The 16,253-nt window shown below is 45.0% G+C and carries 16 protein-coding genes; 5 read left to right on the forward strand and 11 right to left on the reverse strand.

Annotated features, from left to right (window positions below):
• Positions 1 to 221: 221 nt before the first annotated feature.
• Positions 222 to 1,262 carry a recombinase RecA gene (recA, locus tag HRQ85_RS15620; RefSeq protein ID WP_017056586.1) on the reverse strand — a complete coding sequence of 347 codons (1,041 nt, stop codon included), beginning with the start codon at positions 1,260 to 1,262 and terminating at the stop codon, positions 222 to 224.
• Between the two features lie 139 nt (positions 1,263 to 1,401).
• Positions 1,402 to 1,896 (reverse strand): CinA family protein, encoded by a 495-nt coding sequence (locus HRQ85_RS15625; RefSeq protein WP_048611375.1) that lies wholly within the window; start codon positions 1,894 to 1,896, stop codon positions 1,402 to 1,404.
• Positions 1,897 to 2,192: 296 nt separating this feature from the next.
• Between HRQ85_RS15625 and cobA the strand changes: the two genes are divergently transcribed.
• The 5 genes from cobA (at position 2,193) to mutS (ending at position 8,585) form a co-directional block, all read left to right on the forward strand.
• Positions 2,193 to 3,020 carry a uroporphyrinogen-III C-methyltransferase gene (gene cobA, locus HRQ85_RS15630; protein WP_081090214.1) on the forward strand — a complete coding sequence of 276 codons (828 nt, stop codon included), beginning with the start codon at positions 2,193 to 2,195 and terminating at the stop codon, positions 3,018 to 3,020.
• Entirely contained in the window at positions 3,013 to 4,074 is a 1,062-nt protein-coding gene (gene asrA / locus HRQ85_RS15635; protein ID WP_172380000.1) for an anaerobic sulfite reductase subunit AsrA, read from the forward strand. Before cobA ends, asrA begins: the two co-directional genes overlap by 8 nt.
• Positions 4,061 to 4,861 carry an anaerobic sulfite reductase subunit AsrB gene (gene asrB / locus HRQ85_RS15640; RefSeq protein WP_172380001.1) on the forward strand — a complete coding sequence of 267 codons (801 nt, stop codon included), beginning with the start codon at positions 4,061 to 4,063 and terminating at the stop codon, positions 4,859 to 4,861. Before asrA ends, asrB begins: the two co-directional genes overlap by 14 nt.
• Positions 4,862 to 4,871: 10 nt before the next feature.
• Positions 4,872 to 5,873 (forward strand): sulfite reductase subunit C, encoded by a 1,002-nt coding sequence (gene asrC, locus HRQ85_RS15645; RefSeq protein WP_048615636.1) that lies wholly within the window; start codon positions 4,872 to 4,874, stop codon positions 5,871 to 5,873.
• Positions 5,874 to 6,023: 150 nt separating this feature from the next.
• A complete protein-coding gene (gene mutS, locus HRQ85_RS15650; RefSeq protein ID WP_048605779.1) occupies positions 6,024 to 8,585 on the forward strand; it encodes a DNA mismatch repair protein MutS in 2,562 nt (853 codons plus the stop codon).
• A 140-nt stretch (positions 8,586 to 8,725) separates the two neighbouring features.
• Here mutS and rpoS read toward each other — a convergent pair whose 3' ends face one another.
• The 9 genes from rpoS to HRQ85_RS15695 all read right to left on the reverse strand — a co-directional run bounded on the left by rpoS (position 8,726) and on the right by HRQ85_RS15695 (position 16,246).
• Positions 8,726 to 9,706, reverse strand: a complete 981-nt coding sequence (gene rpoS / locus HRQ85_RS15655; RefSeq protein WP_017059027.1) for an RNA polymerase sigma factor RpoS — start codon at positions 9,704 to 9,706, stop codon at positions 8,726 to 8,728.
• A 98-nt stretch (positions 9,707 to 9,804) separates the two neighbouring features.
• Complete coding sequence (nlpD, locus tag HRQ85_RS15660; protein ID WP_048615638.1) at positions 9,805 to 10,719, reverse strand: murein hydrolase activator NlpD; 915 nt, start codon at positions 10,717 to 10,719, stop codon at positions 9,805 to 9,807.
• A 34-nt stretch (positions 10,720 to 10,753) separates the two neighbouring features.
• Entirely contained in the window at positions 10,754 to 11,380 is a 627-nt protein-coding gene (locus HRQ85_RS15665) for a protein-L-isoaspartate(D-aspartate) O-methyltransferase (RefSeq protein ID WP_172380002.1), read from the reverse strand.
• Complete coding sequence (surE, locus tag HRQ85_RS15670; RefSeq protein ID WP_172380003.1) at positions 11,381 to 12,124, reverse strand: 5'/3'-nucleotidase SurE; 744 nt, start codon at positions 12,122 to 12,124, stop codon at positions 11,381 to 11,383.
• 81 nt (positions 12,125 to 12,205) lie between these two features.
• A complete protein-coding gene (gene truD, locus HRQ85_RS15675; RefSeq protein ID WP_172380004.1) occupies positions 12,206 to 13,252 on the reverse strand; it encodes a tRNA pseudouridine(13) synthase TruD in 1,047 nt (348 codons plus the stop codon).
• Between the two features lie 22 nt (positions 13,253 to 13,274).
• Complete coding sequence (gene ispF / locus HRQ85_RS15680; RefSeq protein ID WP_050620524.1) at positions 13,275 to 13,754, reverse strand: 2-C-methyl-D-erythritol 2,4-cyclodiphosphate synthase; 480 nt, start codon at positions 13,752 to 13,754, stop codon at positions 13,275 to 13,277.
• Between the two features lie 2 nt (positions 13,755 to 13,756).
• A complete protein-coding gene (ispD, locus tag HRQ85_RS15685; RefSeq protein WP_172380005.1) occupies positions 13,757 to 14,458 on the reverse strand; it encodes a 2-C-methyl-D-erythritol 4-phosphate cytidylyltransferase in 702 nt (233 codons plus the stop codon).
• Positions 14,458 to 14,739, reverse strand: a complete 282-nt coding sequence (gene ftsB, locus HRQ85_RS15690) for a cell division protein FtsB (protein WP_010435786.1) — start codon at positions 14,737 to 14,739, stop codon at positions 14,458 to 14,460. The genes ispD and ftsB overlap by 1 nt, the downstream gene beginning before the upstream one ends.
• A gap of 346 nt (positions 14,740 to 15,085) precedes the next feature.
• Positions 15,086 to 16,246, reverse strand: a complete 1,161-nt coding sequence (locus HRQ85_RS15695; protein WP_172380006.1) for an IS3 family transposase — start codon at positions 16,244 to 16,246, stop codon at positions 15,086 to 15,088.
• Positions 16,247 to 16,253 lie beyond the last annotated feature (7 nt).

Genomic DNA, 16,253 nt, shown 5'->3' on the forward strand with positions numbered 1-16,253 from the left:
AATTCGATAAAATGAAGAATATTCCACTATATCTAACCGTGGAAAAGCAGAACTAAATTGACGACCTAGTACCGAAGAAACTCAGTCAACGAAAGAGAGTTGACCAAATACATGCTCGACGGAGCTGCTCCAATAAAAAAGCCCCGCATAAAATATGCGAGGCTTTAAATTTCTTTCAAAGCGGATGCTTCTTTCAAACATCCACTCTATAAAACGTGAGCTTATAGCTCTTCGTTTTCTTCTTCTTTCTCTACGTCTTTCTCTTCAAGAACAGCAGGAGTCAGTAGTAGCTCACGAAGTTTAGTATCGATCTCTAGAGCAACTTCTGGGTTTTCACGTAGGTATTTACCAGCGTTAGCTTTACCTTGGCCGATCTTATCGCCTTTGTAGCTGTACCAAGCGCCTGCTTTTTCTACTAGCTTATTCTTAACACCTAAGTCGATAAGCTCACCTTCGCGGTTGAAGCCTTTACCGTAAAGGATTTGAGTCTCAGCTTGTTTGAATGGTGCAGCAATCTTGTTCTTAACGACCTTGATACGAGTTTCGTTACCAACAACTTCATCACCATCTTTAATCGCACCAGTACGGCGAATATCAAGACGAACAGATGCGTAGAACTTAAGTGCGTTACCACCTGTTGTTGTTTCTGGGTTACCGAACATCACACCAATTTTCATACGAATTTGGTTAATGAAAATAGCCATACAGTTAGACTGCTTAAGGTTACCCGTCAGCTTACGCATCGCTTGAGAAAGCATACGAGCCTGAAGACCCATGTGGCTGTCGCCCATTTCGCCTTCGATTTCTGCTTTTGGTGTTAGTGCTGCTACTGAGTCAATAACAAGAACGTCGATTGCACCTGAACGAGCCAGCGCATCACAGATTTCAAGCGCTTGCTCACCCGTATCTGGTTGAGAAACAAGAAGTGCATCGATATCAACACCAAGCTTTTGAGCGTAGATAGGGTCTAGTGCGTGCTCCGCATCAACGAATGCACACGTCTTGCCCACTTTTTGTGCTGCAGCAATAAGCTCAAGCGTTAGCGTTGTTTTACCTGATGATTCTGGACCGTAAACTTCTACGATACGTCCCATCGGTAGGCCACCAGCACCTAGTGCGATATCTAGAGATAGAGAACCTGTAGAAATAGTTTCTACGTCCATTGTGCGGTTATCACCAAGACGCATGATAGAACCTTTACCAAATTGCTTTTCAATCTGACCAAGGGCTGCGGCTAACGCTTTTTGTTTATTCTCGTCCATTTCTATCTCCACATAATCGGTTGTCTCAACAAGCGATCTAGAATCTATTTCTAACCCACATAGGGGTGACTAATTGGCTTTCATTATACTGTTGATTCATACAGTGTCTATACCTGTATGAAAATAATTTGTACAAATGTTACTTACCTTCCATTGATAGGTAATCATAAATAACTTGCAGGGCATGGTGCGTGGCTTGTTGGCGTACTTGTGATCTGTCGCCTGTAAATACATGCGTTTCTACTTTATCCCAGCCATTTAGCGCTTTCCACGCGAAGCACACCGTACCAACAGGCTTATCTTCGGTCGCTCCACCTGGGCCAGCAATGCCACTGATTGATACAGAGATCGTCCCGTTTGAATGTTGTAATGCCCCGCTCGCCATTTCTATTACGACAGGCTCACTAACAGCGCCAAACTCCATTAAGGTTTTAAGCTGTACACCGATCATCTCTTGTTTGGCTTCATTGCTGTACGTAACAAAAGCGCGATCAAACCACCCAGAGCTGCCCGCAATATCGGTGACTGCACTCGCGACACCTCCGCCAGTGCAAGATTCAGCCGTCACTAACACGTGTTTGTGTTTCACTAGTAATACACCTAGCTTCTCACATAGTGTCTTTTCTATTTGCACAACGATACTCCTTCTCATGTTTAACAACTAACGATGGAAATAATCATTAAAATTGATTTACGACATCGTATTACTCAACCACAGTAAACGAAAGAGCAAAACCTAAACTCGATAACAAACAGCCTCTCATAACTTCCACGAATTCCAACTCAATGTTGTCGCTATTGCTTAATTCACACGCAACATCTTTTATCTCTAAATATTCAATAATGATTAACGCATGTTAATTAGAACTTAATTTTCCTGAACACTTCCGTCATTTACCATTCTCACATAACCACAATTTGAGTAATGAAATGAAACTAACCCCAAGTATTAAACAAAAAGGGCATGTGTATATTGTTGGTGCTGGAACCGGTGACCCTGACCTTCTTACGGTTAAGGCATTACGCATCATTTCAACAGCCGATGTAGTTATTTACGACAATCTGATATCAGCTGACATTCTTGCCTTTATCCCCGAAGAGACTGAAAAGGTCTACGTCGGCAAAGTTTTCAATTCAAAGTGCATACTTCAATCTGAGATCAACCAGAAGATCCTAAAACACGCAGAGCTAGGCAAGACAGTTTGCCGCCTTAAAGGTGGAGACCCATTCGTATTTGGGCGTGGTGGCGAAGAAGCGCTTTTTCTCGACTATGCAGGCATAGCATTTGACATAGTCCCCGGGATCACAGCTGCAGTTGGTTGTTGCAGTTACGCTGGAATCCCCGTCACTCATCGTGGCATATCTAACGGCGTCACTATTGTCACTGCACGCGACCAACATGATTCAGACCACATTAACTGGAAAGGTCTCGCGAATGTAAATCACACCATTGTGTTTTATATGGGTCTACACAAAGCGGGCAACATTTCAAAGAACCTCATCGACCATGGGCTAAGAAAAGAGACTCCTACAGCCATTATCAGCAACGGTACGCGACATGACCAACGCGTCATTCGGTGCTCGTTAAGTGAACTCCCCGATGCTGTCGATATCTGTAATCCACCCATGCCTGCCGTCATCGTCGTAGGCCACGTCGTCAAACTTTCAGAAACCATTGACTGGTTCACCAAGCGTGAAACGTTCGATGGTTACGTACGCAGATTTTTCACAAAAATGCCAGAGGCAGAACATGTCTAAATTTTTAACTAATTATGAACTCCAAGGTGTCATTTCAGATTTGAAAGAAACCTACCGAGTGATGTCACCGATGTACGAACGTATGGGCGGCCGGTTTGCTCATACTGATAACCTAATCTACGACGAAATAGAGTCTTTTAGCGATATCGTCTGGAAGGAAAAATCTCACTTCTCTCCCAAAGAAGTGGTTTTTCCTATCACTGAAACTCTATTTTGGTTAGATGGAAACGAACTCAGAGAGTCAAAAGTCGACCCTCGACCTGTTGTTTTATTTTTGCGAGCTTGCGATATCAATGCCCTAAAAAGCTTGGATTACATGTTCTTAAAAAATGGGGGAAATGAAGATTTCTACTACAAACGTCTACGCGAAAAGCTCAAATTAGTTTTAATTGAGTGCGAATCAAGCTTTGAAAATTGCTTCTGCGTATCAATGAATGCCAATACGACCACTAACTTTGCAGCCTCTATTCGCTTCTCTCCTGGTGGCGGCGCTGATGTGGTAACTCAAGATGAAGTCTTTGCTAAATACTTGGCTGAGGTTGGCATTGAATCAAATCATAAAACAGGTTTTGTTCAAGAAAACCACGTAAAAGTACGCACACCTGACCAAATATGTGGTGACCCAATTAAGGTTCGCGAGATCCTAACAGGCAACCCGATTTGGAATGAATACGACAACCGCTGCATTGGCTGTGGTCGCTGTACAACATCATGCCCTACCTGTAGCTGCTACAGCGTATTTGATGTGGTTTACAACCAAGAAGCTAAAGTGGGTGAGCGCCGTCGTCAGCATGCGAGCTGTATGACAGGCAACTTTACCGATATGGCTGGTGGACACCAATTCAGACAGAAGACGGGCGAACGACTTCGTTACCGCGCTCTGCACAAAGTTAATGACTTCAAAGCACGCCAAGGTGTGCACCATATGTGTGTTGGCTGTGGTCGCTGTGATGACCGCTGTCCGCATTACATTTCGTTCAGCAACATCATCAATAAAATGTCTGATCAAATTGAATTAACTTTGAAGAATGAGGCCGAAAATGTGCCAGTGTAAAAATCAATTAGTACCTCAACCGTACAAGATCTTGGACATCACGAAGCATACTGAGATCGAATGGAACTTTCGTGTCGAGTGTGACTTCGATGTGAAATTCGGCCAATTTGTTGAAGTTTCATTACCATTATTCGGTGAAGCACCTATCTCCATTTCAGACTTTGGTGAAGGCTATATCGACCTACTGATCCGTAAAGTCGGTAAGGTTACCGATGAGCTATTTACTAAACATGTTGGTGACATGATATGGATGCGTGGTGTTCATGGTAATGGTTATCCAATGGAAAAATACCACGGTAAGCACTTAATCGTGATTGCTGGTGGTACTGGTGTCGCACCTGTAAAAGGTTTGATCAACCACTTCAGTCACGAGACTCAGTTAGTAAAATCAATGGACGTGGTTGTCGGTTACAAAAACGATCAAGCCGTCCTTTACAAAGAAGAAATGAAGCATTGGAACGACACAATCAACCTGATTTGTACGCTGGATGAAGAGTCCAATAACGAGTTTTATCAAACTGGTCTTGTGACTAAATACATCGAAACGCTTGATTTATCAGACATACACGACGTGCAACTGATTGTTGTTGGCCCTCCAATTATGATCAAGTTCGTTGTAAAAGCTTTTCTAGAGCTTGGTCTTAAAGAAAAGCAAATCTGGGTAGATTACGAGCGAAAAATGGCTTGTGCGGTAGGTAAATGTGGGCACTGCCGTATTGGTGAAAAGTACGTGTGTGTTGACGGGCCTGTATTCCAATACGACGAAGCACAGTCAATGGTTGATTAGGGAGACGACGATGAGTTTAGATGTAGATATTATCAAGATGCGTGCTGATGCGGACTATCGTCTATCGAAAGTTCGTGGCGAATGCATGATCAGTGTTCGAATCCCTGGTGGCATCATGCCCGCTCACCTACTTGCAACTGCGCAAGAAATTGCCGAGAAATGGGGTAACGGTGTTATCCACCTCACAACTCGCCAAAAATTGGCGATGCCAGGTATCCGCTACGAAGATATTCCAGAAGTAAATAAAGCACTGCGCCCATTTATTGAAGACATTACTCAAGATATTTGTGGCATTGAAGTGGAAGATCTTGAGGCAGGTTACCAATCAATTGGTGGACGAAATATTGTTGCTTGCCAAGGCAGCCAAATTTGTCAAAAAGCCAATACCGATACGACTGGGCTAGCACAGCGCTTAGAACATCACGTATACCCAAGCAAATATCACTTGAAGATTGTCGCTGCGGGCTGCCCTAATGATTGCGCTAAAGCCAATATGGCTGACTTCGGTATATTAGGCATAGCAAAGATTGATTTCACATCAGAGCGTTGTATTGGTTGTGGTGCTTGTGTTGACGCTTGCTCCCACCATGCTGTGAACTGCCTATCTATTGTCGATGGCAAAGCAACCAAAGAAGAAAGCAAGTGCATCGGTTGCGGTGAGTGTGTTCTTGCCTGCCCAACTTTGGCATGGCAACGTAATCCAAAACAGTTGTACATGGTTAAGCTAGGTGGACGTACGTCGAAGAAAACCCCACGTGTGGGTAAATTATTCTTAAATTGGGTAACCGAAGAAGTGATTCATCAGGTTATTGAAAACCTATTTGAGTTTGAGAAAGAAATGCTGAAAGGTATTCCTAAGTATTTACATATGGGTCACCTCATTGACCAAGGTGGCTACCTAAGATTCAAAGAACGCGTATTAGACGGTGTTGAATTGAATCCAGAAGCCAAAGTAGCACAACGAATGTACTGGGCTGAAGATGAATATATGGCGAACATACATGTAAAATAAGCCGATAAAATCAGACAGCTCAAAAACAAAACACCTCTAACGAGGTGTTTTTTTGTTAGGGCTTTTGCATCTTTTCGCTTGAGCTGCTTTTCGCACGAAACGCTTTCACGTATCCTAAGCCGCAATAGAAATAAACGAAAGAAGTTAACTGTGAAAGCCGATCAAAAACATACTCCCATGATGCAGCAGTACCTAAAACTGAAAGCAGAAAACCCAGAAATTCTGCTGTTCTACCGCATGGGCGATTTCTACGAGCTTTTCTACGATGATGCTAAAAAAGCTTCTCAACTCCTCGATATTTCACTGACTAAACGCGGTTCATCAAACGGTGAACCTATTCCTATGGCGGGTGTTCCTTACCATGCCGTTGAAGGGTACCTTGCAAAGTTAGTGCAACTTGGTGAATCCGTAGCAATTTGTGAACAGATTGGTAATCCAGCAACTTCAAAAGGCCCTGTTGAGCGTGCTGTCGTACGTATCGTTACACCCGGTACCGTGACCGATGAGGCATTGCTTTCTGAGCGCGTAGATAACCTGATTGCGGCCATCTACCATCACAACGGTAAGTTTGGTTACGCGACACTGGATATTACCTCCGGTCGATTCCAACTCTGCGAGCCAGAAACCGAAGAAGCAATGGCCGCAGAACTGCAGAGAACCTCACCACGTGAGCTACTGTTCCCTGAAGATTTCGAACCTGTCAATCTAATGGCAAGCCGTAATGGCAACCGCCGCCGCCCGGTATGGGAATTTGAATTAGACACCGCTAAGCAGCAATTGAATAAGCAGTTTGGTACTCGCGATCTGGTTGGCTTTGGCGTAGAAAGCGCGAAACTGGGTCTATGTGCGGCTGGTTGTTTGATCCAATACGTGAAAGATACCCAACGTACTGCGCTTCCACATATCCGTTCACTGACGATGGATAAACAAGATCACTCGGTGATCCTTGATGCTGCGACTCGACGCAATCTAGAGATCACGCAAAATCTTGGTGGTGGTACTGATAACACCCTTGCCGAAGTACTTGATCACACTGCGACAGCAATGGGTAGCCGTATGCTTAAGCGCTGGTTACATCAACCAATGCGCAATATCTCGGCACTCGATCAGCGCTTAGATGCGATTGGTGAGATGAAAGATTTGGCTCTATTCACAGAGCTACAGCCAACCTTAAAGCAGATTGGTGATATCGAACGTATTCTCGCTCGATTAGCACTTCGCTCTGCTCGCCCTCGCGATATGGCACGACTTCGCCAAGCGATGGAATACTTGCCAGAGCTTGCTGAAACACTGACGCAACTGAAGCACCCATACCTAACTCAACTTGCTCAATATGCATCTCCTGTGGATGAGGTTTCTGAACTGCTTGAACGTGCAATCAAAGAGAACCCACCCGTGGTTATCCGTGACGGTGGTGTGATTGCAGAAGGCTATAATGCCGAGTTAGACGAATGGCGCGACCTTGCAGCAGGCGCAACCGAATTTCTTGATAAGCTTGAGCAAGAAGAGCGTGAGCGCCATGGCATCGACACGCTTAAAGTTGGCTACAACAACGTACATGGCTTCTTCATTCAGGTAAGCCGTGGGCAAAGCCACCTTGTGCCGCCACACTATGTTCGCCGTCAAACGCTGAAAAACGCTGAGCGTTACATCATTCCTGAGCTAAAAGAGCACGAAGACAAAGTGCTTAACTCTAAGTCGAAAGCACTCGCTATCGAGAAACAGCTGTGGGAAGAGTTGTTTGACTTACTACTGCCGTATCTAGAGCGCCTACAAAATATCGCCTCTTCAGTATCTCAGCTTGATGTTCTACAAAACTTGGCTGAGCGTGCAGATACCCTTGATTACTGTCGTCCAACCATGACAGAGTCTGCTGGCGTACAAATTCAGGCCGGTCGTCACCCTGTTGTTGAACAAGTGATGGACGAACCTTTCATTGCTAACCCTATCGACCTGAATGATCAACGCAAGATGCTGATCATCACAGGTCCAAACATGGGTGGTAAATCAACCTACATGCGCCAAACGGCACTCATCGCATTAATGGCTCATATCGGTTGTTATGTTCCTGCAGAAAGCGCAACCATCGGCTCTATCGACCGTATCTTTACCCGTATTGGCGCATCCGATGATTTGGCTTCTGGTCGTTCAACCTTCATGGTTGAGATGACCGAAACCGCAAATATTCTGCACAATGCAACACCAAACAGCCTCGTGTTAATGGATGAAATCGGTCGTGGCACCAGTACTTACGATGGTCTGTCTCTGGCTTGGGCAAGTGCAGAGTGGCTAGCTAATCAAATCAATGCGATGACACTGTTTGCAACGCACTACTTTGAGCTAACTGAACTGCCTAACCAACTTCCAACACTGGCTAACGTGCACCTAGATGCGGTAGAACATGGTGACAGCATTGCCTTTATGCACGCAGTTCAAGAAGGTGCAGCTAGTAAATCTTACGGTCTAGCAGTTGCAGGTTTAGCTGGCGTACCGAAAGCGGTGATCAAGAATGCTCGTGCGAAGCTGACTCAACTAGAAGCGTTAAGTATCGAGTCGCCAACATCGAAGCCAAGCGGTGTCGATATCGCAAACCAACTGAGCCTGATCCCAGAGCCGAGTGAAGTAGAGCAAGCGCTAGCGAATGTTGATCCTGATGATCTAACTCCTCGCCAAGCATTAGAAGAACTTTACCGCTTGAAGAAGCTGCTTTAGTTTCTTACCAAGTAGCTTGTTATTACCGTACTACTATTTTGATTAGACGGCATGAAATATCAAAGCCACAAACAAAAAAACGCTGACTTAAAGTCAGCGTTTTTATTTGTCTTCTATTTAGAGAAGCATCATCCGTTCAATTAGTCGTTTTCTACGTTGAACAGGTTTTCCATATTCAGACCTTGCTTGATAAGAATCTCACGTAGACGACGAAGACCTTCAACTTGGATTTGACGAACACGTTCACGAGTCAGGCTGATTTCGCGGCCTACTTCTTCTAATGTTGACGGTTCATAACCCAGTAGTCCAAATCGACGCGCAAGCACCTCTTTCTGTTTCGGGTTCAGCTCATCAAGCCAGAAAATCAACGAGTTCTTGATATCGCTATCTTGAGTTGAAACCTCAGGATCTGAATTGTTGATGTCTGGAATAATATCCAACAGCGCTTTCTCACCGTCACCACCAATTGGCGTATCAACAGAGCTCACTCGTTCGTTTAGACGAAGCATCTTACTCACATCACCAACAGGTTTATCTAGCTTAGAAGCAATTTCTTCTGCTGTTGGTTCATGGTCAAGCTTTTGTGATAGCTCTCTTGCAGTACGTAGGTAGATGTTCAGCTCTTTCACAACATGGATTGGCAAACGGATAGTGCGAGTCTGATTCATTAACGCACGTTCAATGGTTTGACGAATCCACCATGTCGCGTAGGTTGAGAAGCGGAAGCCACGCTCTGGATCAAATTTCTCTACGGCGCGAATCAAACCTAGGTTGCCTTCCTCAATTAGATCGAGAAGTGCAAGGCCGCGGTTGCTATAACGACGTGAAATTTTTACCACCAAACGCAGGTTACTTTCGATCATGCGTTTACGTGCTGCTTCATCACCGCGTAGAGCTCGACGTGCGTATAGCACTTCTTCTTCAGCGGTTAGTAGTGGTGAGAAACCGATTTCGCCTAAGTAGAGTTGCGTGGCATCTAAACTTTTAGACGTAACTTCAACTTCTTCTTTTGCTTCGGTTTTCTTAGTGACTGTTCGTTTTGCTTTTCCAAGAGCTTCCGGTTCCGTGGTTGCTTGGTCAAGATCGAACTCTTCTTTGGTTACTGCATTGCTTATACTCATAACGCCTCCCCCTGGCGAAATTAGCATGACATTACAACTTCATATGTCGCTAAATGACTATGTCACTCCATACAATACGTAATTTTTGCATATTGTATTTAAGGTAAATATCGTTTTGGATTAACGGATTTACCTTGGTAACGAATCTCAAAGTGCAGCCTGACACTGCTGGCTCCAGAGCTTCCCATTGTTGCAATCTTCTGCCCTGGTTTCACACTTTGCCCTTCAGATACTAATAGTCGGTCGTTATGCGCGTATGCACTTAAGTAATTATCATTGTGCTTCACAATCACTAGATTGCCGTAGCCTCGTAGTGCATTACCCGAATAAACAACCGTTCCCCCTGCAGTAGATACTATTGGCTGACCTCGCTGTCCTGCTATGTCTATGCCTTTATTTCCTTGTTCGCCTACAGAGAAATTCTTGATTACTCTCCCTTTAGTTGGCCATAACCATTTGGATACTTTATCACTTGTTGGTTTGGTGGACGGTGTAACATTCTGTTTACCTTTAGAACCAACATACTCCTTTGATTTGGATTGTTCAACCTTCTTTGGTGGATCTTTTTTCACCACTTTGGTGGTAGTTTGAGCTGGAGCTGGTTTAGAGTTTTTGCTCTTTTGTGGTGTGGTTTTCGGTTTACTTGCCGCAGATGACGTTGTGGATGCAGCGACAGGCGCAGCAACTGCTGCTACTGCTACCGTTGATTTACCATACGCTGGCGCGTTGTAGCTAGGACGCCATAACTTAAGCTTCTGCCCCGGGTGGATAGTGTAAGGAGCAGACAACTTGTTATAACCGATAAGATCTTTAACGTCTTTATTGGTGACATAGGCGATGAAGTAAAGGGTGTCGCCTTTTTTAACTTCATAGTAACTGCCACGGTAACTACCACGATCAATCGATGAGTAATTCTTGTTTAGGCTTGAAACGGGCGCAGGCGAATTCGCTGCACACCCAACAAGGGCACAGCTAAGCAGTAAAGTACTTCCTTTTAACAACTTCGAACGCATCGACTCTCTATCCACCTACACCATTAGTCTTTTATTAAGCTAGCTCACCAGGAACAAGAGGTACAAATCTCACCATCTCGATAACACTCGATAAAAACTCATCGCCGTGTCGAACGATCTTCAATAGTTGCTGTTCGTCATCACCGACTGGAATCAGTAAACGACCGCCATCTTTCAGCTGTTGCAGAAGCGCTTGAGGAATCGACTCTGCAGCGGCAGTGACAATAATCGCATCAAAAGGGGCTTTTGAAGACCAACCTTGCCAACCATCACCGTGCTTAGTTGAGATATTGTAGAAATCGAGTTGCTTCAACCTACGCTTGGCATCCCATTGTAGCGACTTTATTCTTTCAACCGAATAAACATGATCAACAAGTTGAGCCAATACCGCAGTTTGGTAACCAGAACCCGTTCCGATCTCCAAGACACGGCTATCTTGTTGTAATTCAAGCAGCTCTGTCATTTTAGCTACAATGTATGGCTGGGAGATTGTCTGACCCTGACCGATAGGCAGCGCATTATTATCATAGGCTTGGTGATACATCGCCTGCGATAAAAAGCTCTCTCTCGGCAGTAGGTAGATCGCATCAAGAACCTTTTGATCCTGAATACCATTTTCAATCAGAAAAGTAATTAAACGCTCAGCTTGCGGATTACTCACTTACTTCTCCCCTAACCATGTAGCCATCGCGCCCAACGACTCATGCGCCGTCAGATCAACCTGCAACGGTGTTACCGACACAAAGCCATGCTCAATCGCGTAAAAATCGGTACCTTCACCGGCATCTTGCTCTTTGCCCGGAGGACCAAGCCAATAGATATCGTTACCACGCGGGTCTTTTTGCTTGATCATATCTTCAGCGTGATGACGAGCACCTAGGCGTGTCACCTGAGTACCGGACAGTTGTTCTAAGGCTAAATCAGGAACGTTCACGTTCAACAAGCGGTTGGTCGGGATTGGGTTTGCTAAATGTTGTTCGACAATACGACGAGCAATCGCTGCCGCTGTCTTAAAATGTTTTTTTCCCACCAGAGAAAACGCTACCGATTGAACGCCTAGAAAGTGCCCTTCCATTGCTGCTGCCACCGTGCCTGAATAAAGCACGTCATCACCAAGGTTAGCACCGTGATTAATGCCCGTTAATACCAGATCAGGCATGTCATTCTTTAGCAGTTCGTTTAACGCAAAATGCACACAGTCGGTCGGTGTTCCTTGTACCGAATAGGTATTTTCAGCAATCTCTTGAACACGCAGAGGCTGTTCTAAAGTTAATGAATTTGACGCACCCGAGCGATTACGGTCAGGGGCAACAATGATAACTTCAGCAAGATCACGTAGCTCATTTGCCAGCTCATGAATACCTTGAGCGTGCACACCATCATCATTGCTGAGTAAAATCTTCATCTTGTATCCTTTCTTTTGTTCCCATGCTAGGCCAAGTCACTTAAATTCCAATATCAAGTGACCCAGCTCCAAGCAGAATCGTTATTGCTCGTAGGTTCTTTCTACGTGTACTTCTTCAACCAACTCACGAACGATAGCGGTTGCGAAACAACCTGCGTCTAGAGAGAACTTAAGAGTGACATTATCTTCGTTCACTTCCCAAGTTAGATCGGTTGGTTTTAACGATGCTTCACGACGGTCATGGCGCATGCGGTTACCGCGAATCAGCGCCATTAGGTCAGGTTCAGAATCAAGATGTTTTTGCTCTAACGCTTGAGACTCATCAGTCGTTGGTAAAGCATTATCGCCAGCCAAAGCAACAGTAACCAATGCAGATCCATTCGCGATGTCTTGGTTTACTGCTTCGATACTGTCCGCTGTTACCGTTAGTTGAGCGCCGTCTTTCATGACAATATCGCCAAGTAATGCCGATGCAAACGCATCTTGCTCAATACGGTCTGACAGGATCAGGTTGTAAATCCACGAGCGAGCCGCAGAAAGGTACAAGCTGCGCTTATTCTGGTTACGAGTACGAACGTTATCACGGCCCCAACGACGAGCTTCAGATAAGTTGTTACCTTCATTACCAAAACGCTGAGCACCGAAGTAATTTGGCACGCCGACTTGAGCGACTTTTTCCAAACGTTTTACGACATCATCACAATCTGTTACTTCAGACAAAGTCAGCTCGAATTGGTTGCCAACTAAATCACCCGGACGTAACTTTTTGTTGTGTCGTGCTGTCGCCAAGATTTCAATGCTTGGGTACTGTGCTAAGAAAGCTGAAAAGTCAGGCTCACCTTTTGGTAGGTGTACACTCAACCACTGCTCAGTCACCGCGTGACGGTCTTTTAAACCTGCCCAGCTCACGTCTTTCGACTTAACACCGCAAGCTTTAGCCAGCTCGTTTGCTACGAAGCTCGTGTTTTCACCAGTTTTACGAATACGAACCATTAGGTGCTCGCCTTCACCAGTAAACTCAAAACCCAAGTCTTCATTAACGACAAAGTGTTCGGCTTTTGCTTTTAGTTTTGCTTTCGCAGTTGGTTTACCGTTTAGATAAGCCAATGAAGATAAAATATCTGACATGCTGTTCTTTTCGTGTTGGTGCTTACGCACTTTTAGTAATTAGGACCACCGCTTCACATGCGATGCCCTCTTTGCGACCTGTAAAACCTAAACGCTCAGTGGTCGTCGCTTTTACATTCACATTGCTAATGCTGGTTTCTAGGTCTTGAGCAATAGCTTGGCACATAGAGTCTATATGAGGTGCCATCTTTGGAGCTTGCGCCATGATAGTAATATCGGCATTACCAATCACGTAACCTTGTGCTTTTACTCGACGGTAAACATCTTTCAGTAGTTCACGGCTATCCGCGCCTTTCCATTCGTCATCGGTATCAGGGAAATGACGACCAATATCACCCGCAGCAATCGCACCTAATAGAGCGTCACACAACGCATGAAGAGCAACATCACCGTCTGAGTGTGCAATAAGACCTTGCTCGTAAGGGATGCTTACACCACCAATAATTACCGGGCCTTCACCACCAAACTTATGTACATCAAAGCCATGGCCAATACGAATCATCATTATTCCTTATTCTGACTTAAATAGAACTCAGCAAGCGCTAAATCTTCAGGCTGAGTAATCTTAAAATTATCTGAACGCCCTGCCACTAAAGCGGGCGATAAACCTTTCCATTCAAAGGCTGAGGCTTCATCAGTAATTGAAGCGCGTTGTTGCAACGCCTCACTTAATGCCTTCCACAGAGGCTTTGCTCTGAACATTTGCGGCGTAAGTGCATGCCATAAATCGGCACGCTCAACGGTATGCTCAATCTGCCCTTGGGCACCGCGCTTCATCGTGTCACGAACTGGAGCCGCTAAAATAGCGCCCACATCATGGCTCATTGCAGCGGAAATTAGCTTGTCGATGTCACTTAGCTGAACACAAGGCCTTGCCGCATCGTGAACCATTACCCAATCACTAAGCTGCTGCTCAGCGATATAGTTTAGCGCAGAGAGTACAGAATCTGCTCGCTCGCTTCCGCCTGACACTCTGATCACTTGTGGATTCTGGTTGAGTGCTAGCTCAGGGTAATATGGGTCATCATCGCTGATCGCAACGACAATTTGAGCGACTTGTGGGTGAGACAGTAATTTCTCAACGGTGTGCTCTAAAATTGTTTTACCGTGAATCTTGAGATATTGCTTAGGGCGGTCTGCCTTCATTCGGCTACCGACGCCCGCTGCAGGTACAACGGCAATCACGCTTTGAAGTTGAGTCGACATTAATGGGATTCCTCGCCAATGATGCGATAAAACGTTTCGCCTTCTTTGACCATTCCAAGTTCATGACGTGCGCGTTCTTCTATCGCGTCTAAGCCTTGGCGTAGATCGTCAATTTCAGCAAACATTTCTGCATTTCGAATATGCAGCTTTTCATTTACTTGCTGTTGAACTTGGATTTCGTTGTTCACACCGTAGTAATCAGAGATACCATTTTTACCGAGCCACAGTGTGTGTTGTAGCCAGCCAAACACTATGAGCAGTACTAAAGCAAAAATTCGCATAACACCTTTCGCCGGTTGAAAAAGAAGGAACTAGAATAAGGCACATATATACCATAATGAGCTTATTGGTGCGAGATATGTGGTGTCAGGGAATCAATAAGTCGGGGAATTATTGTTATTCGAAATCCACAATGAGATTCCCGACTCCTTCCTTCGTCAGTCTCGAGAATGACGGATAATACAAATCACTACAGATAAAAAACTCAAAGAGATCGCACCTTACCTAAGCCACATGCTCTCGTCATTCCCAAGAAGGAGGAACGACTGAGTTGGGAATCTATCGCGTCAAAGGTAATTAAGAGATTCCCTATTCCTTCCTTCGTCAGTCTAGGGAATGATGTAGTGGTCAACAAATTCCGGACACTGACTTAAGCCGATTTTCGGCATTCACTGGCGACAGCCCATCATTTGTTTGATGAGGCCGTTGCCGATTGTAGTAACTCATCAGGTAATGGCTGATGTCTTTCTTAGCTTGAGCTTGTGTCAGGTAACCTGTTGCTGGTATCCACTCGGTTTTCAAGCTTCTAAATAGCCGCTCCATGGGAGCGTTGTCCCAACAATTACCACGACGGCTCATGCTTTGAGTTATACGATATCGCCAAAGTCTTTGGCGATAGTTGCGGCTGCTATATTGGCAACCTTGATCTGAATGGAACATTACGTTCTTCGGACATCCTCGTTGCTCCCAGGCCATGTCCAAAGCTTTAGAGACTAATTCGGTATCGGGCTTATCGGATAAAGACCACCCCACAACGCGTCGGCTAAATAGGTCAAGCACTACCGCTAAATAGGTCCACTTCGAACCTGACCAAATATAAGTAATATCGCCACACCAAACACGATTCGGAGTACTCACAGAAAACTCACGCTTCAGTAGATTTGGAATGTCTAACCTCTCTACTTTTGCATGTCTATATCGATGCGAACCTGGCTGTTTACTCATTAAATCAGCTTCACGCATTATCTGGCGAACCTTAAATCGTCCGGCTTTTATGCCTTCTGCGCTCAGCATYGAGACAAGAGTACGACTGCCAGCAGAGCCTCGACTCATGTTGAAGAGTTCTTTAATTTGGCTAGCTAGACGAATACGATTGGCATCCGGCTTGCGTTGCTTAAACTTGTAATAACAAGACGAAGCTACGTTGAACAGCTCGCAAAGCATTTTGACCGAYTCATGCTCCCTCAACTTGTCTATTAACGAGAACGTTCGAGTTCGTCYGACATTAAGAGAGCGGTGGCCTTTTTTTAATATGGAYTTYTCTCGTTCTRRCCGGTTAATCCGGGCTTCTAACTCTTGGATTTTCTTTTGCTCAGGCGTGAGGGCTTTAGTCGTTGGAGTCATCCCACCTCGCTCAACTTTGAGTTGGTCGACCCATCGCCGTAAAGCTGTTTCACCTACGCCCATAGAGTTAGCTGCTTCAGGTATGGAGTACCCTTGATCAAGAACCAAACTTGCAGCATCTAGTTTGAACTCAGCTGAAAATGTACGTCGTTGTCGTTTTGTCATTGAACAC

Origin of the sequence: Vibrio sp. Vb339, from assembly GCF_902751245.1 — a bacterium.
In the GTDB taxonomy this organism is placed as follows: Bacteria; Pseudomonadota; Gammaproteobacteria; order Enterobacterales; family Vibrionaceae; genus Vibrio; species Vibrio coralliirubri.